We start from the raw sequence: 21,469 nt of genomic DNA on the forward strand, positions 1-21,469 counted from the left end.
TGTTATCTGGATATATTATGCTGTATATTTATTTTTGAGAGATTAAGTTGTAAGCGGTCTTATTCTCTACCTGAATTTGTTTTGTAGTCAGAAATTCGTCTTTGTCGTTATATATATGAACGGTAATATCGGATTTTTCAGACCATCGTTCATTGTTTTTGTCCCATTTTGTATATGCTACATAGGCTACCTTGTTCGCGTCTCCATATTGATAAGAATATGTTGCTGCATTTTCCCATCCGGTATTCTCATTCCATACGCTTACTGTCTTTTCTACGATATTGCCGTTTTGGTCGTAGTGGTAGTATTCTTTGCTTTCGGGCTTTGAAGTTTCTTTATTGATAGAAACATATTCTTTCTTCACTCCAAACTCTCCGTTTTCTACATTACTGTATGTTGTTACATTTCTGGCATTAAGATTCATTGTTGAAACTAATACTGCAAATACTGAAGTTAGGATTGTTGCTTTCATAATTGTATGTTTTAAGTTATTTGTTTATTATTCTATTAGTGTATTAGATTACTAGTACACTGCAAATCTAAGATGTATTTTTGAGTTGACAAAACTTTTCGGTCACTTTTTTTTAGAAAAATGAAAAATATTTCACAAAATACTCACAAACAGATCGTTGTGTTTTGATTTTTTGTTCAGGGCTTAAATGTTAGGTAGATCGCCAGTGAAAAATAGGGGGGAGTCTTCTTATGGGCTGATAATATATTGATACAAATTGGTGTTTGAGTTATAATGATATTCAAAGATTCTTTATCTCTCTTTAATTATATATCAAAAGGGCAGACACACTCCGTCCTCCCGTTCTTTTGAATATCGGTTGGATCAGTGTGAATTATAATTTCTTATAGATTATAACATCCTGTAATGGATGTCGAAGGTTCTTTAAAATTAGTATACAGATTGCATTATCATTGCAAGCCCTGTATTTCCTGATTGCGGGCTTGTACTTCCAAAGGGGGAATTTGTCGTTGCAATTGCTCCTGTTTCTTTTCCAAGTCGGTGATTTCTGTTGTCATAGTACGTCTTGCTTCCTGCGAAGATTTGCCGTAAGCGCTTCTCAGGTTATCCAGCTTTTCAGATATAGATCTCAAATCTGATTTCATCTGTACTACCCGGAAATATGTGTCGCGAGCGGTTTTATTTTTAAAGTCGGCAAGTTTGTAATATGTATTTTCGTCATTGATTACAAATTCAAAGTCACGTACTACTTTGACCTCCTCTTTAGGCGCTTTTCGGGCAAGAGCGATTAGTTGCGAATAATTTTGTCCTTTCAGCCATGTATCTTTTATAGATGTGATACGAGCCCTGCCGGCCATATATTTTTCATCCTCGCTTTCTACGATTTTCACGGTCTTGTTCGGGATAAAGGTATAGATACATACTCTGCCTTCGGGTTGGAACCTGTCGGAGGCAAACCATCCTACCCCTTTCTCTTCATCCACCACCATCATATAATCATTGTAAAGTGAGTTAAATGGCATATTCAGGCGTTCGGGAGCAAGATAGGTATCGTTATTCATATTGTATCGCGAAACAAACAGGTCATATCCACCCAGGCTGTCGTAATCCTTTGCTGCGAAATAAATAGTAACCCCGTCGGCCATCACATAAGGATAATTAAGGTCGCCTGTCAGGTTGAAGTTGGTCGCCGAGAGTTTCTTCTCATTGCCATACTTGTCCAATAATTTCTCCATTGAATATAAAGTATACGAACCGTTCTTCTCAGGTTGCGCATAGTATATTTTTGTTTCCTTTTCGTTAAAATAGACAGTAGACTCTACCCGTTTGTTGGAAGTAAAAACCTTATCAAAATAATCGAGGCGTCCCGAACTGTGGCTCAGCTTGTAGGCTGACAGGAAGCTCGCTTTATCGACTACCACACTGTCTATTATCTGTATATCTTCAGTGTTGGAAACCACACGGTTCAGACGCGACATCTCTTTGCGCTTCTCTTCGAGGCGGGCACGCGCATCATCATCTTTCTTTTTCAGCATAGATTCATACTTATTGAAAGCTTCTGTAGCTTCGGTAAACCTGAACTCATCAGTGTACAGTTGTCCCAGATAATAGAACGAATCCTGTATCCTTTTTTGTGATGCAAGTAACAGGCTTTTTTCTGCCTGTACTCGGTCGCCTCCTGTTTCGAACAGGCATACTCCGTACCAGTGGTTAATATTAGCGTCGTTGGGCTTAGCCGCATATTCCGTTTCGAATACCGGCAGAGCCTTTGCGTATTCCCCTTTCAGGTAGAGATCTTTTGCTTCCGCCAATGTTTGGGAAAACGCAGCAGATAAGCAACAGAAGGAAAGCACTATATAAATAAATACCGATTTCATAAATTGACTACTGATTATTAATGGTTTCAAAGATAAGAATTTAAAATTATAAGATATTATAAGTGATGTATAGAATTTAACAACGTGTTCTGAAACTATATCCTGTTTTCATCACTTTAATTGCCGAAATAATAAATAGATATGTAATCTTTGTTATCAAAATTTGAGTTACTTTTGCGTCGCAAAATATTAACGCTATACAATTATGAATCTTGCCGGCTTATATACTATATTATTGTTGATCGTATCTAATGTATTTATGACCTTCGCCTGGTACGGGCATCTGAAAATGAAAGAATACTCTTGGTTTGCCGCACTCCCGCTTTTGGGTGTGATACTTATCAGTTGGGGTATCGCATTTTTCGAATACTGTTTTCAGGTTCCGGCAAACCGTTTGGGCTTCCAGGGTAATGGAGGGCCTTTTTCTCTGATGCAGCTCAAAATTATACAGGAAGTTATTACCCTTACTGTTTTCGTTCTTTTCAGCACACTGGCGTTTAAGACCGAAACTTTCAGATGGAACCATATACTGGCTTTTGTCTTCCTTATTGCGGCGGTATATCTTGTTTTTAAGAAGTAGAATCAATCCGATCTCTTATTACGCAGGATAGACAGCACAACCACAACACCCATAATACCGGAGACAACGAACCCGAGAAATCCCAGTATAGATACTCCCCATGCAGTGGGCGGCATACCCGCCAGCACCAGTATGGCCGATCCGATTGTCGATGCCGATATAATCATGGCCACTACCAGATGACTGATTGTATTCCGTATATCGTTAAGGCCTCGTAGCTTGTGCGTAATCTCCAGTTCATTATTATTCACCTTCTGTACTAGTGAGTGGATATCTTCAGGCAATTCTTCGAGCCTGTCGCCCATATCATACAGCTTATCCAGTACTTTATTTGTGAGGTGCTTAGGTGTAAGCCTTTGTTTCATCAGCTTTATGCCATAAGGCTTTACATTTTCTATAATATTAGTCTCTATGCCAAGTTCGCGGCCAATACCTTCGAGAAGAATAATTCCTCTTACCAGCAGGTAGATATATTCAGGCAGGATTGTCTGGTTCTCATTCAGCAGTTTTGAAACGGTTTTTGCCAGTTCCGCCAGATTTAATTCTTTTACGGAAACATTATCCATAATATAGAGCAGCTCATATAGATCCCGTTCCAGCTGCGCCTCGTTCTTTATACTATACTTTACAGCGACTTTCTTTATAACCCTGATAAGCCGTTTTACATCTTTGCGTAAAGCATATATGACGAAATCGCCAAGATATTCTTTATCCTTCGGCAACATCTTGCCAACCGAACCGTAATCTATAAAGGCTATCTGCCCTGTAGGTAAAACGAAGATATTTCCGGAATGAGGGTCGGCATGAAAAAATCCATAGTCGATAATTTGCTTCAGATATAAATCCACAACCGTTTCGGCTATTAGTTTCATATCCAGTCCGCTCTGCAGAATTGTCTCCTTGTCCGATATTTTTATCCCCTCAATAAATTCCATACACAAGATATTGCTGTTGGAAAGTTCCTTATAAGTAAAGGGTATATAGATAGCGTCGTTTCCCTTAAAATTATTCCTGAACTTTTCTATATTAGCCAACTCCTGAGTAAAAGACAATTCGGCGATCACGGATTTCTCGAATGTACACACAATATTGTATAAACCGACTTTGCGTGCGGCATCATAATACTTTTCAAAGATGCGCGCCAGATCTTTCATTATAAGGATATCGGCCTCTATCTTCTCCCTGATTCCTTTTCTCTTTACCTTGATCACCACTTTTTTCTGTTCTTTTTTCAGTACTGCGGTATATACTTGCGAAAGCGATGCCGCGGCAATGGGGTCGGAGTCGATAAATTCAAATATATCGTCGGGTTCTAAAGACAATTCTTCTTTTAATATTTCATATATGTTTATATCTTTCACCTGTACCTGATCTTGTAGTTTCTGTAGCTCTATGGTCAATTCTTCGGGTAACAGGTCGTCACGGTTACTCATCAATTGTCCCAATTTTATATAGGCCGGGCCTAATTCCTCCAGTACCATCCTTATCCGTTCATAGATACTAAGCGAAAAACTCTCCTTTCGCTTTTCGCTATGCTCTATATATGCATCAGGGATCAGCTTTTTAATGTCGGTTTGTGTGACAAGCGTCTCGAACCCGTATTTTGAAAGGATGGCTGCTACTTGCGCAGTTCTTTTTATTTTTTTTATATTATCCATAAATAGAGAAAGTTAGACTGGTGAGAATACAGCCTCTAAGTTAATAAGTTATTTTTTAGAAAGCGGTTTCTTTTAAAAAGGAATAAGGTCAAAAATGTGAAAACAGGGAATTGTATTCTTTAGCCGTATAGTGCTAAAATCTGACACATCTGACACTTTTTTCGTTTTTTTGTTTTGTCATGTTCAATTGTCCACTCAATAAAGGTAACACATGTAACACCTTTTGCTATTTTTCGTAGGGGTACCCTTGTGGGTACCTGCCTTTTCCAATACCGGGCAACCACAAGGGATTGCCCCTACAGCTTCCGAAAAGGTAACAAAGGTTACACCTTTTTCTCTATTTTCTATCTGTCGACTTTTACCATCGTCTCATCGGATTTGTAATCCGATGATTGTATAACCGCGGATTTTAAATCCGCTATTAATAACTTTTGGATTACAAATCCAAAAGAACAAAGGGATAATCTCTGACCCGTATAAAAGACAAAAGGTAACACATGTAACAACTTTTACAGTAAACAGTCAACAGTTAACAACTTGTATCTTGTATCTCGTTTACTTGTATCTTTTTTCAAAAGGTAACAACCAACGGCCACAGGGGCGAAGCGTATGTAAAGCTTACACAAAGAGCAATTAATAATTAGCTTTTACCCTCTCTGTAGCCTCCCATGAGGCAGGATTGTTAAGTTCTAATTTTTTATACTCTCTGCGTCATGTTGAACGGAGTGAAACATCTCGTTTCTCAGGGTCGAGATCCTTCGTTCCACTCAGGATGACAGCAGAAAATAACAGAACAAAGTAGAGAACTTAACAGTCCTGCCCTTCGGGGAGAATTGAATTGCAAATCGACGGAGTTAAAACCGGCAGAGCGAAGCGGTGCTAATGGATGGGCCAATCAATACTTCAAAGAACTACAAGCTAGCAGCTAAACTAAAGGTTAATAGCTTACTATATAGATAAACTATTTCAAAAAAAATAAATTTCGAGGGTTTACCCTAAAAAGGAATTATATTTGCACCCAAATTAAAATCTATGAAAAAAGATATACTTTGGAAAGTAAACCGTTTCGATGAGTTTATGATAAACGAATTATATGACATACTACATCTTCGGTGCAAGATATTCGTCGTAGAGCAGGATGCCCCTTACCTTGATGTAGATTACAAAGATCAAAAAGCTTTGCATCTGCATGGTTATGTTGATAATAAGCTGGTTGCCTATTGTCGCATATTCAAAGCAGGCGATTATTTCGACGAGGCCAGTATCGGGCGGGTAATCGTAGCAGAGGAATACAGAAAATACGGTTATGGAAAAGACCTGATGAAAAAGGCTATCGAACTGGAGGAATCTGTATTTGGTGAAACAAAGATCACAATATCCGGGCAATTGTATCTGAAAAAGTTCTACGAGAGTCACGGTTTCAGGCAAACAAGCGAGATGTATCTCGAAGACGGCATACCGCATATAGAAATGAAGAAACAATAAAATCCTTGCCAAAAATATTGGAATTTAATATTTTATCCCTAAATTTGCAGCCCGAAAATAGAAAGGAGGTTTAATGATCTTTTGAACAGAACATAATTAGTTTATAGTCAGATGCTGCTTGCAGAGCAGTGTTCAGAAGATTGTTATACAAAAGCCGCCTATTATAAAAACAAATGAGGAAAGCATGCCTCACTAATTAAATTGCATTAAACAAAACAAAAAATAAATAAAAAATAAAACGACAATTATGATCATTGTACCATTAAAAGAAGGCGAAAATATTGAAAAAGCCTTGAAGAAATTTAAAAGAAAATACGAAAAAACAGGTGTAGTAAAAGAACTTAGAAGACGTCAGGAGTTCCGTAAGCCATCAGTGGTGAAAAGAGAGCAAAGATTGCACGCTGTATACGTTCAGGCAATGCACCGTTCGGAAGAATAAAATACTATTGTCTTTTCCGCATAAAATTATTAACTTCGTCATTCAGGATTCAAATTCGGACAGATGATGTTACTAATTGACAAATATAGCAGATATCTCCGTTATGAAAAGAACTTCTCTTTACATACGGAGATTTCTTATTCTACAGATCTTCATCAGTTTGTAGGATTCCTGCAAGAACATTTTCCGGAAGTGGATGTGAAAAGCGTAGACAGCGACATTGTCCGCATGTGGATTGTATCGCTTATGGAGGCAAAGATCGCTGCGCGGTCAGTAAACCGTAAGTTGAGTACGCTTAAATCGTTCTACAAATATTTGTTACGTATAGGCGAAGTTCCGGCAAACCCGGTAAAGAAAATTACCGGACCCAAAACACCAAAGCCCATTCCTTCGTTTGTGAACAATGGAGATATGGAGAAAGTGTTGGAGGAATCAAACTTCGACAACACATTCGAATCGCTCCGTAATCATATAATGATCGAATTGTTCTATGTTACAGGTATTCGCCGGGCAGAGTTGATCGGGCTGAAAGATATTGATGTCGATTTCAGTGCCGAAACAATACAGGTGACGGGCAAGCGCAACAAACAACGCCTTATCCCTTTCAGTGATGGGATGAAAACGATACTCGAAGGGTACCTGAATGCAAGGAATCGGGAAGTGGGAAACTTATCCGGTTACTTATTTGTTAAGAATGATGGGCAGCAGCTCTACCCAATGCTTGTGCACAGGATCGTGACGGAAAATCTGAAGCAAATACCGACTCTTTCAAAAACGAGTCCCCATGTGCTTCGCCATTCATTTGCAACCGGCATGCTAAACAATGGAGCGGATATAAATGCGGTAAAAGAATTATTAGGGCATTCAAGCCTTGCGGCTACAGAAATATATACACACACTTCATTCGAAGAATTAAAGAAAATTTATAACAAGGCTCATCCGAGAGCCTAAAAGTAAAGGAGGAAACATTATGAACATTGCAATTCAGTCAGTGCACTTTGATGCAAGCACACAATTAAAAGAGTTTATAGAAAAGAAATTATCGAAACTGGATAAATTTTCTGACCTGATTGTAGATGCTGAAGTAATACTTAAAGTAGTAAAACCGGAAGTTGCGAACAATAAAGAAGCATCAGTAAAATTAAATATAAAAAGCGGGGAGCTCTTTGCAAATAAGACTGCCGACTCATTCGAAGAGGCCGTTATGCAAAATATAGAAGCCCTCGAAAAACAGATACTCAAAGTAAAGGAGAAAACGCAAGCCAAATAATAACAAACATTTATCGATCCGCTTTCTATTCAACGGATAGACGAATATGTACCAAAAGAAAGAACTCGGGAAAAATAAATACATAAAGTATTGTTATTCTAAAAAATAATTTCTAATTTTGTCGCCGTTTCGCTATTAAAAGTCGTAATGGCGGCAAAATTTGTTGTTATGCCTCTTTAGCTCAGTTGGCCAGAGCACGTGATTTGTAATCTCGGGGTCGTTGGTTCGAATCCGACAAGAGGCTCAAGGTATAGAAAAAGAAGTTCTTGTAAACTTGAAATAACTTAAGAGTTTATTGATAAAGCTTCCCGGTTCTCTTCAATAAAAAGGTCAACTCCTTATAATGATATAAGGTAAATTGAAGAGAAAGTTCTTTACTGTTTATGCCAATGTAGCTCAGTGGTAGAGCACTTCCTTGGTAAGGAAGAGGTCACGGGTTCAAGTCCCGTCATGGGCTCTGGTTTATTTTAGTGAATTTATTCAATAGAATTAAATATATACATTTAACTAAATAATAGAAGATTAATTATGGCAAAAGAACATTTTAACCGGGCGAAACCGCACGTAAATATCGGTACAATCGGTCACGTTGACCACGGTAAAACTACTTTGACTGCTGCTATCACTAAAGTATTGGCTGACAAAGGTCTTTCTCAAGCTCGTTCGTTCGATTCAATCGACAACGCTCCTGAAGAAAAAGAACGTGGTATTACTATCAACACTTCTCACGTTGAATATGAAACAGCTAACCGTCACTACGCTCACGTTGACTGTCCCGGACACGCCGACTACGTAAAGAACATGGTTACTGGTGCTGCTCAGATGGACGGTGCTATCATCGTAGTTGCTGCTACTGATGGTCCGATGCCTCAAACTCGCGAACACATCCTACTTGCACGTCAGGTAAACGTGCCTAAGTTGGTTGTTTTCATGAACAAATGCGATATCGTTGAAGACGAAGAAATGCTAGAACTAGTTGAACTTGAAATGAGAGAACTTCTTTCATTCTATGAGTTCGACGGCGACAATACTCCAGTTATCCGCGGATCTGCTCTAGGTGCACTTAACGGTGTTGAGCCTTGGGTTAGCCAGGTGATGGAACTAATGAATGCTGTGGATACTTGGATTCCACTTCCTCCACGCGATGTAGACAAACCATTCTTGATGCCGGTTGAAGACGTGTTCTCTATCACAGGTCGTGGTACAGTAGCAACAGGTCGTATCGAAACTGGTAAAATCAAAACTGGTGAAGAAATTCAAATCATCGGTCTTGGAGCAGAAGCTAAAAAATCAGTTGTTACAGGAGTAGAAATGTTCCGTAAGATCCTTGACGACGGACAAGCTGGTGACAACGTAGGTCTATTGCTTCGTGGTATCGACAAAGAAGAAATCAAACGTGGTATGGTAATTTGTCACCCAGGTAAGATTACTCCTCACACTAACTTCAAAGCTGAGGTTTATATCCTTAAGAAAGAAGAAGGTGGACGTCACACTCCATTCCACAACAAATATCGTCCTCAGTTCTACCTGCGTACTCTTGACGTTACTGGCGAAATCACTCTTCCTGAAGGAACAGACATGGTTATGCCTGGTGACAACGTGACTATCAACGTAGAACTTATCTACCCAGTTGCTTGTAACGTAGGTCTACGTTTCGCTATCCGCGAAGGTGGTCGTACAGTAGGTGCTGGTCAGATTACAGAAATTATTGCATAAGCAATTCCAATCTATATACTAAAGTCGGTTTGCGATATAACCGACTTTAATTTACGGGCGTAGTTCAGTGGTAGAGCGTTGGTCTCCAAAACCAAATGTCGGGAGTTCGAATCTCTCCGCCCGTGCTAAAAAACTCAAGAAGAGTGATGAAAAAAATAATTAATTACATTAAAGATTCTTATAACGAGCTTGTATACAAGGTTTCTTGGCCTACTCGTGCAGAACTGACCAACAGTGCGGTAATTGTCATGATTGCTTCCATAATAATGGCACTAATCGTTTGGGGTATCGATTCTGCATTCGAGTCTATTGTCAAGTTTTTCTATAGTCTTTAATCCTTATCAAAAGCTATGACTGAAATCGAAAAGAAATGGTATGTTTTGCGTGCCGTTAGTGGAAAAGAAAATAAAGTCAAAGAGTATCTTGAAGCTGAGATAAAGAAATCAGACTTAGGAAAGTATATCTCTCAAGTTCTTATCCCTACAGAGAAGACTTATATCATGCGTAACGGAAAGAAGGTTCTGAAAGAAAGAGCTTATCTTCCCGGCTACATTTTGATCGAAGCTGCCCTCATAGGGGAAGTTATCCATGAATTACGTAACATAAATTACGTAGCCGGTTTTTTACCGAATACAACCAACCCTCAGCCCTTGAGCCAGTCCGAAGTGAACAGGATACTGGGTACTATGGACGAACTGGATGAGCAGGAAGTAGGCATGGATGTTCAATACATTGTCGGAGAAAATGTAAAAGTGACCAATGGTCCTTTCTCAGGATTTTCGGGAATCATTGAAGAAGTGAACACTGAGAAAAAGAAACTGAAAGTAATGGTAAAGATATTCGGGCGGAAAACTCCACTCGAGTTGAATTACATGCAAGTCGAAAAAGAGCAGTAAGATTGGTTACGCAACTCTGAATGCTTTAATCTTAAGTTTTAACAAAACTAAAAATTAGAAACAAAAATGGCTAAAGAAATTGCTGGACAATTAAAATTACAAATTAAAGGCGGTGCAGCAAATCCATCTCCTCCTGTAGGACCTGCTCTAGGTTCTAAAGGTATCAACATCATGGATTTCTGTAAGCAATTTAATGCCAGAACTCAAGACAAGGCAGGTAAAATATTACCAGTGGTAATTACTTACTATGTTGACAAGTCTTTCGATTTTGTTGTAAAACAACCACCTGTAGCAATCCAGCTATTGGAAGCTTCTAAGGTGAAGAGCGGATCGGCAGAACCAAATCGTAAGAAAGTAGCTGAAATTACCTGGGATCAGGTAAAAGCTATTGCTGAAGATAAGATGGTCGACCTTAACTGTTTTACAATCGAATCAGCCATGAGAATGGTTGCTGGTACAGCAAGAAGTATGGGTATTACTGTAAAAGGGGCTTTCCCTGATGTTCAATAATTAAACTTCAATTGAGAAATGGGTAAACTTACTAAAAATCAAAAGTTAGCTTTCAGCAAGATTGAAGCAGGGAAACTATATACATTAACCGAAGCATCAGCTCTTGTAAAAGAGGTTACTACAACTAAATTCGACGCTTCTGTCGATTTGGATGTACGCCTAGGTGTAGACCCACGTAAAGCTAACCAGATGGTGAGAGGCGTTGTGTCTCTTCCTCATGGAACAGGAAAACAAGTTAGAGTTTTGGTATTATGTTCTCCGGACGCTGAGGCTGCTGCTAAAGAAGCAGGTGCCGACTATGTTGGATTGGACGAGTATATCGAAAAAATAAAAGGTGGTTGGACTGATATCGATGTTATCATCACTCAGCCTGCTATCATGGGTAAAGTTGGTGCTCTGGGACGTGTTTTAGGACCTCGTGGTCTGATGCCTAACCCTAAGAGCGGAACTGTAACTGTAGATGTTGCAAAAGCTGTGACAGAGGTTAAATCAGGTAAGATTGACTTTAAAGTAGACAAAGCTGGTATCATTCACGCTTCTATCGGTAAAGTATCTTTCACTCCTGAGCAAATCAAAGATAACGCGAAAGAATTTATTGCTACGCTTATCAAATTGAAACCAACTGCAGCAAAAGGAACTTATGTGAAGAGTGTTTGTCTTTCAAGTACTATGAGCCCGGGTGTAAAAATAGACCCTAAATCAGTAGAAAATTAATAAAAAATTGACTGAAAATTATGAGAAAGGAAGATAAAAGCACTATCATAGAAACTATAGCAGCAACAATCAAAGGATACGATCATTTCTATCTTACCGACATTGCTTCTCTAAATTCTGCTAAAACAAGCGAGTTGAGAAGAGAATGTGCTAAGCAGGAGATCAAACTGATGGTTGTAAAGAATACGCTGTTGCAAAAAGCTCTGGAAAGCCTTGAAGGTGATTACGCTGAGTTGGATGCTGCATTGAAAGGAAATACTGCTATCATGTTTTCTAATTCGGCTAATGCTCCGGCTAAGCTGATTGCTAAATATAAAAAAGAAGGAATACCTTCGCTTAAGGCAGCTTATGTTCAAGAAAGCTTCTATATCGGTTCAGAAAATCTGAGCGCACTGGAAAATATCAAGAGCAAAAACGAACTTATCGGCGATGTTATTGCAGCCCTTCAATCCCCTGCCAAGAATGTTATTTCGGCCCTTCAATCGGGTGGAAATACTATCCATGGCGTCTTAGAAACATTATCTAAGAGATAAATTTTAAACAAAAGAATAATAAACAATTTTAATTTATACAAAAATGGCAGATATCAAAGCTATTGCAGAACAACTAGTAAATTTGACAGTAAAAGAAGTAAGCGAATTAGCTGAAATTCTAAAAACTGAATATGGTATTGAACCAGCCGCTGCTGCTGTTGCAGTTGCTGCAGGACCAGCTGCTGCTGCTGAAGTAGTAGAAGAAAAAACATCTTTTGATGTAATCTTGAAATCAGCAGGAGCTAACAAACTACAAGTTGTTAAAGCTGTAAAAGAACTTACAGGACTTGGTTTGAAAGAGGCTAAAGATCTAGTAGATGGTGCTCCTGGTGAACTTAAAAAAGGAGTAACTAAAGATGAAGCTGACGCATTGAAAAAACAATTAGAAGAAGCTGGAGCCGAAGTTGAACTTAAGTAAAGATAAGTCCTGAGAAAGGATATTTGGTTAGGAACCTTCCTCGAAGAAGGTTCTTAACCTTTTTGCGTCAAAAGTAATAAGTTCAATAAAATAGGTTATCCATGTCTTCAACAACAAATCAAAGAGTCAATTTCGCTTCAATCAAAAATCCGCTTCCTTACCCGGATTTCCTTGAAGTACAGTTAAAGTCATTCCGCGACTTTCTGCAACTTGATACCCCTCCTGAAAGAAGGAAAAACGAAGGCCTATACAAAGTTTTTGCTGAAAACTTTCCTATAGCCGATACACGAAACAACTTTGTATTAGAGTTTTTGGACTACTTCATCGACCCTCCCCGCTATACCATTGATGAGTGTATCGACAGAGGATTGACATATAGTGTTCCATTGAAAGCTAAGCTAAAACTTTATTGTACAGACCCAGACCACGAAGATTTTGATACAGTTATCCAGGATGTATATCTGGGACTGATTCCATATATGACTGAGAAAGGTACCTTTGTCATCAACGGAGCAGAACGTGTAGTCGTGTCTCAGTTGCACCGTTCACCCGGTGTGTTCTTCGGACAAACGATGCATGCAAATGGTACAAAGCTTTATTCGGCGCGTATCATTCCGTTCAAAGGTTCTTGGATCGAGTTTGCTACCGACATCAACAATGTCATGTATGCATACATCGACCGTAAGAAAAAATTACCGGTAACTACACTGCTTCGTGCTATCGGATTCGAAAGTGATAGAGATATCCTTGAGATTTTCGACCTGGCCGAAGAGGTTAAAGTTACAAAACAAAATATCAAGAAGGTGCTTGGCCGCAAGCTTGCAGCCAGACTATTGAGAACCTGGATGGAAGACTTTGTGGATGAAGATACCGGTGAGGTGACTTCAATCGAGCGTAACGAAGTTATTCTTGAACGCGAAACAGTACTGGACAAAGACCATCTTGATCTGATTATAGATTCGAACATAGCTTCTATCTTATTGCATAAGGATACGCAAAATATTTCTGATTTTGCCATTATCTACAATACCTTGCAAAAAGACCCGAGTAACTCGGAAATAGATGCAGTCCGTCATATATACAGACAGCTTCGTAGCGCTGAACCGGCTGACGATACCAGTGCTCGCGAGGTCATTAATAACTTGTTCTTCTCTGAAAAACGATACGACTTAGGTGAAGTAGGACGTTACAGGCTGAACAAGAAATTAGGTTTGACTACAAGTACAGATATCCGTGTATTAACGAAAGAAGATATTATTGAAATAATCAAGTTCCTTATCGAACTGATCAATTCAAAAGCTATCGTCGATGATATCGACCACTTGAGCAACCGTCGTGTTCGTACTGTTGGTGAGCAACTTTTCAACCAGTTTGGAGTTGGTCTTAACCGTATGGCACGTATCATTCGTGAAAGAATGAATGTACGCGACAATGAAGTCTTTACGCCGATCGATCTGATCAATGCGAAAACAATCTCATCTGTAGTAAATACATTCTTCGGTACGAATGCACTGTCTCAGTTTATGGATCAAACCAATCCATTGGCTGAAATCACTCACAAACGTCGTATGTCCGCACTGGGACCAGGTGGTCTTTCGCGCGAAAGAGCAGGTTTCGAGGTGCGTGACGTTCACTATACTCACTACGGACGTCTTTGTCCGATCGAGACTCCTGAAGGTCCGAATATCGGTCTGATCTCATCTCTTTGTGTATATGCTAAGATCAACGATTTAGGGTTTATCGAAACTCCATATCGTAAAGTCGCAGACAGCAAAGTAGACCTTTCATCAAACGGTATTGTTTATCTTGCTGCCGAAGAGGAAGAAGATAAACTTATTGCACAGGGTAATGCTCCGTTGAATGACGATGGAACGTTTATCCTTAAACGTGTGAAAGCTCGTCAGGATGCCGACTATCCGGTTATTGCACCGGAAGAAGTTGAATTGATGGACGTATCTCCTACTCAGATTGCATCTATCGCAGCTTCTTTGATTCCGTTCCTTGAGCATGACGATGCCAACCGTGCACTGATGGGATCGAACATGATGCGCCAGGCTGTACCATTGATGCGTACCGAAGCTCCTATCGTAGGTACGGGTATTGAAGGACAGCTTATCCGCGACTCACGTACACAGATCGTTGCAGAAGGTGCCGGAGAAGTAGTATATGTGGACGCAAGTACTATAAAAATCAAATATGACCGTACTGCTGACGAAGATTTTGTGAACTTCGACGACGCAGTAAAAACATATAATATCCCTAAATTCAGGAAAACAAACCAGAATACAACAATCGACCTTCGTCCTATTTGCCGCAAGGGAGAGAGAGTTGTTCTTGGACAAATCCTGACAGAAGGATACTCTACCGAAAAGGGAGAACTAGCTATAGGAAAGAACCTGAAAGTGGCGTTCATGCCATGGAAGGGATATAACTTTGAGGATGCTATCGTGCTAAACGAGCGTATCGTACGCGAAGATGTATTTACTTCTGTACACGTAGAAGAATTCGTACTCGAAGTACGCGATACTAAGCGTGGTGTAGAAGAATTGACTTCCGATATTCCGAACGTAAGTGAAGAAGCTACAAAAGACCTTGACGAGAGAGGTATCATCCGTATCGGAGCCCGCGTAAGTCCGGGAGATATTCTGATAGGTAAGATTACTCCCAAAGGAGAATCTGACCCTTCTCCTGAAGAGAAACTTCTACGTGCCATCTTTGGTGACAAAGCAGGTGATGTAAAAGATGCTTCTTTGAAAGCGTCCCCATCTCTGAAAGGAGTTGTTGTAGGTACAAACCTATTCTCTAAGGCGTCGAAAAAAGGAAAGACCAAACTTTCGAGCAAAGCCTTGCTTCCTAAGCTGGATGAAGAGTATGAAGAAAAAATAGCTAAAGTAAAATCAGTATTGGTAGACAAGCTATTGATCTTAACCGATGGCAAAACATCTCAGGGTGTAAAAGACTATCTTAATGTAGATATCATTGCCAAAGGTTCTAAATTTACGAAGAGTGCACTGGACAATATCGATTACGAGTCAATACAGGTGAGCAACTGGACTGCAGATGAACACAAAAATGAATTGATAAAAGATGTAATTGTTAACTTCCTGCGCAAATATAAAGAGCTTGACGCTGAACTGAAACGTAAACGTTTCGACCTTACTATCGGGGATGAACTTCCTTCCGGTATTGTTCAGATCGCAAAAGTTTATGTGGCTAAAAAGCGTAAAGTACAGGTAGGGGATAAGATGGCGGGACGTCACGGTAATAAAGGTATCGTGTCTCGTATCGTTCGTCAGGAAGATATGCCATTCTTACCGGACGGAACACCGGTTGATATTGTCTTGAATCCACTAGGGGTGCCTTCGCGTATGAACCTTGGTCAGATATTCGAGACAGTATTAGGTTGGGCTGGAAGAGAGCTTGGTGTGAAATTTGCCACTCCTATCTTCGACGGAGCAAGCCTTGACGATATGAACGCATGGACAGACAAAGCCGGAGTTCCTCGTTATGGTAAAGTTCGTTTATTCGATGGTGGTACAGGAGACCGTTTCGACCAGCATGCAACTGTAGGTATTATCTACATGCTAAAACTGGGTCACATGGTTGAAGACAAGATGCACGCCCGTTCTATCGGACCATACTCTCTTATTACGCAACAGCCTCTTGGAGGTAAAGCTCAATTCGGGGGTCAGCGTTTCGGAGAGATGGAGGTTTGGGCACTTGAAGCATTCGGTGCGGCTTACATCTTGAGAGAAATCCTGACTATCAAGTCTGACGACGTTGTCGGCCGTTCTAAAGCTTACGAAGCTATCGTGAAAGGCGAGCCAATGCCACAGCCGGGAATACCTGAGTCTTTGAACGTATTGCTTCACGAAATGCGTGGTCTGGGATTAAGCGTATCGCTTGACTAAATTATAAAAAGCCGTTAGCTGATGACTCAGTTGTTAGCTAACGGACTCTAAATACTCTAACAAAAAGGCTATAAGCAACAGCTAATAGCTAACAGCTTTTAAAGAAAGAAAAGTATATGGCTTTTAGAAAAGAAAATAAAGTAAAGAGTAGCTTTTCAAAAATAACCGTGAGCCTTGCCTCTCCCGAAGAAATTCTGGAAGCATCGAGCGGGGAAGTTTTGAAACCCGAAACTATCAACTACCGTACTTACAAACCAGAACGTGACGGACTTTTCTGCGAACGTATATTCGGACCTGTAAAGGACTACGAATGTCATTGTGGTAAATACAAAAGAATCCGCTACAAAGGTATTGTCTGCGACCGTTGCGGTGTTGAAGTAACAGAAAAGAAAGTTCGCCGCGAACGTACAGGGCATATCCACTTGGTGGTTCCGGTAGCTCATATCTGGTACTTCCGTTCTCTACCTAACAAGATGGGTTATCTGCTAGGTATCCCTACTAAGAAACTGGATTCAATCATTTACTACGAACGTTATGTAGTGATCCAATCCGGTATCGCAGTAGAAGAAGGAGTAGCAGAAAAAGACCTTCTTACAGAAGATGAATATCTGAATATATTGGATAAACTCCCTAAAGAAAATCAGCTGTTGGACGATACCGATCCTAACAAGTTTATTGCTAAAATGGGAGCAGAGGCAGTTTATGATTTATTGTCACGTATCAATCTGGATTCGTTGGCTAACAACCTCCGTCACAAAGCCAGTACAGATACATCTCAACAACGTAAGAATGAAGCGTTGAAACAACTTCAGGTTGTAGAAGCGTTCCGTGGATCGAAAGGCAAGAATAAACCTGAATGGATGATCGTTAAGATCGTTCCTGTTATTCCGCCGGAACTTCGTCCTCTTGTTCCGTTAGATGGTGGTCGTTTTGCTACATCCGACCTGAATGACTTGTATCGTCGTGTTATTATCCGTAACAACCGTCTGAAAAGACTTATCGATATCAAAGCGCCGGAAGTAATCTTGCGTAATGAAAAACGTATGCTTCAGGAAGCTGTCGATTCATTATTCGATAACTCACGTAAGTCAAGTGCGGTTAAAACAGACGCTAACCGTCCGTTGAAGTCACTTTCCGACAGTTTGAAAGGTAAACAAGGACGTTTCCGTCAAAACTTGTTGGGTAAACGTGTCGACTATTCAGCTCGTTCGGTAATTGTCGTTGGTCCTGAATTGAAGATGCACGAGTGCGGTATTCCTCAGGATATGGCAGCCGAGCTGTACAAACCGTTTATCATCCGTAAGTTGATCGAACGCGGTATCGTTAAGACCGTAAAATCAGCGAAGAAAATAGTAGACCGCAAGGAACCTGTTGTTTGGGATATCCTCGAACACGTAATGAAAGGACATCCTGTGTTGCTCAACCGTGCCCCTACACTTCACCGTTTAGGTATACAGGCATTCCAGCCAAAAATGATCGGAGGTAAAGCAATTCAGCTACACCCACTATCGTGTACGGCGTTCAATGCTGACTTCGACGGTGACCAGATGGCCGTTCACTTACCACTAGGTAATGAAGCTATCCTCGAAGCTCAGATGTTGATGCTTGCATCTCACAATATCCTTAACCCTGCGAATGGTGCACCTATTACTGTACCTTCTCAGGACATGGTTCTCGGATTATATTATATTACTAAGATACGCAAGGGAGCTAAAGGCGAAGGCCTTATATTCTACGGCCCGGAAGAAGCAATCATCGCTTATAATGAAGGAAAAGTAGATATTCATGCCCTTATTAAAGTATATGTAAATGATCTGGATGAAACAGGAAACGTTGCCAAACTGATGCGCGAAACTACTGTCGGACGTGTTCTTGTTAACGAGAAGACACCGGTAGAAGTAGGTTTTATCAATGAAGTACTTTCTAAGAAATCGCTTCGTGATATCATCGGTAACGTGATCAAAATAGCCGGAGTTGCCAAAACAGCACAGTTCCTTGATGATATAAAAGACTTAGGATATACAATGGCATTCCGTGGAGGTTTGTCGTTTAATCTTGAGGATGTAATTATACCGGAAGAAAAAGATGAATTGGTTCTTCAGGGTTATGACGAAGTTGAGCAGATAATGAATAACTACAATATGGGATTCATTACCTACAACGAACGTTACAACCAGATTATCGATACATGGACTCACGTTAACTCCAGACTGTCAAATATTCTGATGAAACAGTTATCGGAAGACAATCAGGGATTCAACTCTGTATATATGATGTTGGATTCAGGAGCCCGTGGATCGAAAGAGCAGATCCGTCAGTTGTCAGGTATGCGTGGATTGATGGCAAAACCTCAGAAGAGTGGAGCTGAAGGAGCTCAGATTATTGAGAATCCGATCCTTTCCAACTTTAAAGAAGGTTTGTCAGTGTTAGAGTACTTTATCTCTACCCACGGTGCGCGTAAAGGTCTTGCGGATACAGCTTTGAAAACAGCCGATGCCGGATACTTAACACGTCGTCTGGTTGACGTTTCTCAAGATGTGATCATCAATGAAGAAGACTGTGGAACACTTCGCGGACTTGTTTGTACAGAGTTGAAGAACAACGAAGAAGTTGTGGCTTCTCTTTACGAACGTATCTTAGGCCGTGTATCTGTTCACGATATACAGCATCCGTTGACTGGCGAGTTAATCGTTAAATCGGGTGAAGAAATCAAAGAAGATACTGCAGCCAAAATTCAAAACTCTCCTATCGAAAGTGTTGAAATACGCTCGGTGCTTACTTGTGAATCCAAAAAAGGTGTTTGTGGAAAATGTTACGGACGTAACCTTGCCACAGGGCGTATGGTTCAGCGTGGTGAGGCAGTCGGTGTAATCGCTGCACAGTCAATCGGTGAGCCGGGTACACAGCTGACACTTCGTACATTCCACGTTGGGGGTATCGCATCTAATATTGCTACCGAAAGTAGTATTGTTGCAAAATATGACGGAGTATTGGAAATCGACGATCTACGTATAGTAGAAGCGATTGATGAAACCGGTAAAAAGACACAAATCGTAGTTAGCCGTTTGGTTGAACTTCGATTGGTTGACCCGAATACTAAAATTGTCCTTCTCACTCACAATATACCTTATGGTTCCAAACTTTATTTCAAAGACGGAGCTAAAGTGAAGAAAGATGACCTTATCTGCGAATGGGATCCATTTAACGCAGTTATCATTTCTGAAGCCACAGGACGTATCAAATTTGAAAATGTTATTGAGAATGTAACATACAAAGTTGAATCGGACGAACAAACTGGTTTGAAAGAAAAGATTATCGTTGAATCACGCGATAAAACCAAAGCACCAGAGGCTCATATCCTTGACGAAAAAGGGAATATGATGAAGATGTACAGCTTACCATTAGGTGCTCACATTGTAAAAGATGATAATGACACAATCAAAGCCGGAGATGTACTTGTTAAGATTCCTCGTGCCGTAGGTAAAGCAGGTGATATCACGGGAGGTTTGCCTCGTGTGACCGAGTTGTTCGAGGCTCGTAATCCTTCCAACCCTGCTGTGGTATCTGAAATCGACGGGGAAATCTCATTTGGTAAGATCAAACGTGGTAACAGAGAGGTTATAGTTACATCTAAACTTGGAGAAGTGAAGAAGTACCTTGTTCCTCTTTCGAAACAAATCCTTGTTCAGGAAAATGACTTCGTTAGAGCGGGTATGCCGTTATCAGACGGAGCAACTACTCCTTCGGACATCCTGGCTATTATGGGACCAACCGCCGTTCAGGAATACATTGTAAACGAAGTACAGGATGTATATCGTTTGCAAGGTGTGAAGATCAATGATAAACACTTCGAAGTGATTGTGCGTCAGATGATGCGCAAGGTAGAAGTGATCGATCCGGGTGATACCCGCTTCCTTGAACAACAGGTTATCGACAAGTATGATGTAATGGAAGAAAATGATAGAATCTGGGGTAAGAAAGTAGTATTGGATGCCGGTGATTCTGCCACATTCGAGCCGGGACAGATTGTAACTGCACGCAAACTGAGAGATGAGAACTCTATGCTAAAACGTAGAGACCTTCGTCCGGTAGAAGTGCGTGATGCAATCCCTGCTACTGCCAATCAGATACTTCAAGGTATTACACGTGCAGCCCTTCAAACTCAAAGCTTTATGTCGGCCGCTTCGTTCCAGGAAACTACAAAAGTACTGAACGATGCCGCTATCAATGCGAAAGTGGACAGACTGGAAGGTTTGAAAGAGAACGTAATCTGTGGACACTTGCTTCCTGCAGGTACAGGTCAGCGTGAATTCGAAAAACTTGTAGTTGGTACCAAAGAAGACTTTGACAGGATTGCTGCTACAAGAAAGACTGTTGTAGATTTTGACGCCGTAGAATAATTAATTATTCTTTTATATAGTTAGAAGGAGGGGTGATGTAATGTCACTCCTCTTTTTTTGTTATACAAACTTTAAGCATATCTATTCTGTTTCGTCCCTTCTTTTAAATTAGTTAAGAACTAGAATCCTGTTAAGTCTTTGTCTATACTATTGACCTTTATTTCCTATCAGTCTCTAAAAACTAATATTATGCTATATAACGGTAATATTCAGATGGATTATAAAGCTAGTACATAGATCTTATTTTTTTGTATAAAGTGATCTATAGTAATAAACTGTCAGTCGTCAGTTGATAGCTTATAACTCATTGATTTAAAAACCGACAAAGTCAAATATTGGCCTTATATTTTCAGGATTGGACAGGAGAAGGATGAAGATAGGCTAAAAAGTGTCATATGTATTGCTTTTTCAAGATAGTTGCTTGTTTTCCCTGTTATAGAGTTTTTAGAATGAAAAAATGACATTAAAGGGTGTTTGATTAAGTCATATTGATTCATATTTGGTTATTTTCTAGTTATTATTGTTAAATATTGCGTTTTTTTATAAATATTTGTACATAAATGAAAATTTATTGTACATTTGTCGACTAT

Annotated in this window: 17 protein-coding genes and 3 tRNA genes; 17 read left to right on the plus strand and 3 right to left on the minus strand. The window is 40.0% G+C overall.

Going from position 1 to position 21,469, the window contains the following annotated elements:
• Positions 1-28: 28 nt before the first annotated feature.
• Entirely contained in the window at positions 29-472 is a 444-nt protein-coding gene (locus QZL88_RS13055) for a DUF3836 domain-containing protein (RefSeq protein ID WP_296941789.1), read from the minus strand.
• A 449-nt stretch (positions 473-921) separates the two neighbouring features.
• Complete coding sequence (locus QZL88_RS13060; RefSeq protein ID WP_296941793.1) at positions 922-2,349, minus strand: tetratricopeptide repeat protein; 1,428 nt, start codon at positions 2,347-2,349, stop codon at positions 922-924.
• A gap of 205 nt (positions 2,350-2,554) precedes the next feature.
• On the opposite strand from QZL88_RS13060, the gene QZL88_RS13065 reads away from it, so the two are divergent.
• Positions 2,555-2,929 carry a DMT family protein gene (locus QZL88_RS13065; RefSeq protein WP_006800214.1) on the plus strand — a complete coding sequence of 125 codons (375 nt, stop codon included), beginning with the start codon at positions 2,555-2,557 and terminating at the stop codon, positions 2,927-2,929.
• A gap of 2 nt (positions 2,930-2,931) precedes the next feature.
• Here the strand turns inward: QZL88_RS13065 and QZL88_RS13070 are convergent, their stop codons facing one another.
• The gene (locus QZL88_RS13070; protein ID WP_296941797.1) at positions 2,932-4,587 is read right to left on the minus strand and encodes an AarF/UbiB family protein; all 1,656 of its coding nucleotides are present in this window, start codon (positions 4,585-4,587) and stop codon (positions 2,932-2,934) included.
• Positions 4,588-5,619: 1,032 nt separating this feature from the next.
• On the opposite strand from QZL88_RS13070, the gene QZL88_RS13075 reads away from it, so the two are divergent.
• From QZL88_RS13075 to rpoC, 16 genes are all read left to right on the plus strand, one after another.
• Positions 5,620-6,072, plus strand: coding sequence for a GNAT family N-acetyltransferase (locus QZL88_RS13075; protein WP_296941799.1), 453 nt, complete (start codon positions 5,620-5,622; stop codon positions 6,070-6,072).
• A gap of 247 nt (positions 6,073-6,319) precedes the next feature.
• Positions 6,320-6,511 carry a 30S ribosomal protein S21 gene (gene rpsU / locus QZL88_RS13080; protein WP_006800211.1) on the plus strand — a complete coding sequence of 64 codons (192 nt, stop codon included), beginning with the start codon at positions 6,320-6,322 and terminating at the stop codon, positions 6,509-6,511.
• A 63-nt stretch (positions 6,512-6,574) separates the two neighbouring features.
• Positions 6,575-7,462 carry a tyrosine-type recombinase/integrase gene (locus QZL88_RS13085; protein WP_296941801.1) on the plus strand — a complete coding sequence of 296 codons (888 nt, stop codon included), beginning with the start codon at positions 6,575-6,577 and terminating at the stop codon, positions 7,460-7,462.
• A 19-nt stretch (positions 7,463-7,481) separates the two neighbouring features.
• On the plus strand, positions 7,482-7,781 hold the full coding sequence (gene raiA, locus QZL88_RS13090) for a ribosome-associated translation inhibitor RaiA (protein WP_291107043.1): 300 nt from the start codon (positions 7,482-7,484) through the stop codon (positions 7,779-7,781).
• A gap of 170 nt (positions 7,782-7,951) precedes the next feature.
• A tRNA-Thr gene (locus QZL88_RS13095) sits at positions 7,952-8,025 on the plus strand.
• Between the two features lie 141 nt (positions 8,026-8,166).
• Positions 8,167-8,238 (plus strand) — tRNA-Thr (locus QZL88_RS13100).
• A 71-nt stretch (positions 8,239-8,309) separates the two neighbouring features.
• Positions 8,310-9,497, plus strand: coding sequence for an elongation factor Tu (gene tuf, locus QZL88_RS13105; RefSeq protein ID WP_194224447.1), 1,188 nt, complete (start codon positions 8,310-8,312; stop codon positions 9,495-9,497).
• Between the two features lie 53 nt (positions 9,498-9,550).
• Positions 9,551-9,622, plus strand: a tRNA-Trp gene (locus QZL88_RS13110).
• Between the two features lie 21 nt (positions 9,623-9,643).
• Entirely contained in the window at positions 9,644-9,832 is a 189-nt protein-coding gene (gene secE, locus QZL88_RS13115) for a preprotein translocase subunit SecE (protein ID WP_006800207.1), read from the plus strand.
• Between the two features lie 15 nt (positions 9,833-9,847).
• Complete coding sequence (gene nusG / locus QZL88_RS13120; RefSeq protein ID WP_006800206.1) at positions 9,848-10,393, plus strand: transcription termination/antitermination protein NusG; 546 nt, start codon at positions 9,848-9,850, stop codon at positions 10,391-10,393.
• Between the two features lie 66 nt (positions 10,394-10,459).
• Entirely contained in the window at positions 10,460-10,903 is a 444-nt protein-coding gene (gene rplK, locus QZL88_RS13125) for a 50S ribosomal protein L11 (protein ID WP_296941808.1), read from the plus strand.
• An 18-nt stretch (positions 10,904-10,921) separates the two neighbouring features.
• Positions 10,922-11,617 (plus strand): 50S ribosomal protein L1, encoded by a 696-nt coding sequence (gene rplA / locus QZL88_RS13130; protein ID WP_006800204.1) that lies wholly within the window; start codon positions 10,922-10,924, stop codon positions 11,615-11,617.
• Positions 11,618-11,637: 20 nt separating this feature from the next.
• Entirely contained in the window at positions 11,638-12,150 is a 513-nt protein-coding gene (gene rplJ / locus QZL88_RS13135; RefSeq protein WP_296941811.1) for a 50S ribosomal protein L10, read from the plus strand.
• 43 nt (positions 12,151-12,193) lie between these two features.
• The gene (gene rplL / locus QZL88_RS13140) at positions 12,194-12,568 is read left to right on the plus strand and encodes a 50S ribosomal protein L7/L12 (protein ID WP_006800202.1); all 375 of its coding nucleotides are present in this window, start codon (positions 12,194-12,196) and stop codon (positions 12,566-12,568) included.
• 101 nt (positions 12,569-12,669) lie between these two features.
• Complete coding sequence (rpoB, locus tag QZL88_RS13145; protein WP_296941813.1) at positions 12,670-16,479, plus strand: DNA-directed RNA polymerase subunit beta; 3,810 nt, start codon at positions 12,670-12,672, stop codon at positions 16,477-16,479.
• 116 nt (positions 16,480-16,595) lie between these two features.
• Positions 16,596-20,879, plus strand: a complete 4,284-nt coding sequence (rpoC, locus tag QZL88_RS13150; RefSeq protein WP_296941815.1) for a DNA-directed RNA polymerase subunit beta' — start codon at positions 16,596-16,598, stop codon at positions 20,877-20,879.
• The last annotated feature ends 590 nt before the right edge of the window (positions 20,880-21,469 follow it).

It is taken from the genome of uncultured Dysgonomonas sp. (assembly GCF_900079725.1).
GTDB lineage: Bacteria > Bacteroidota > Bacteroidia > Bacteroidales > Dysgonomonadaceae > Dysgonomonas.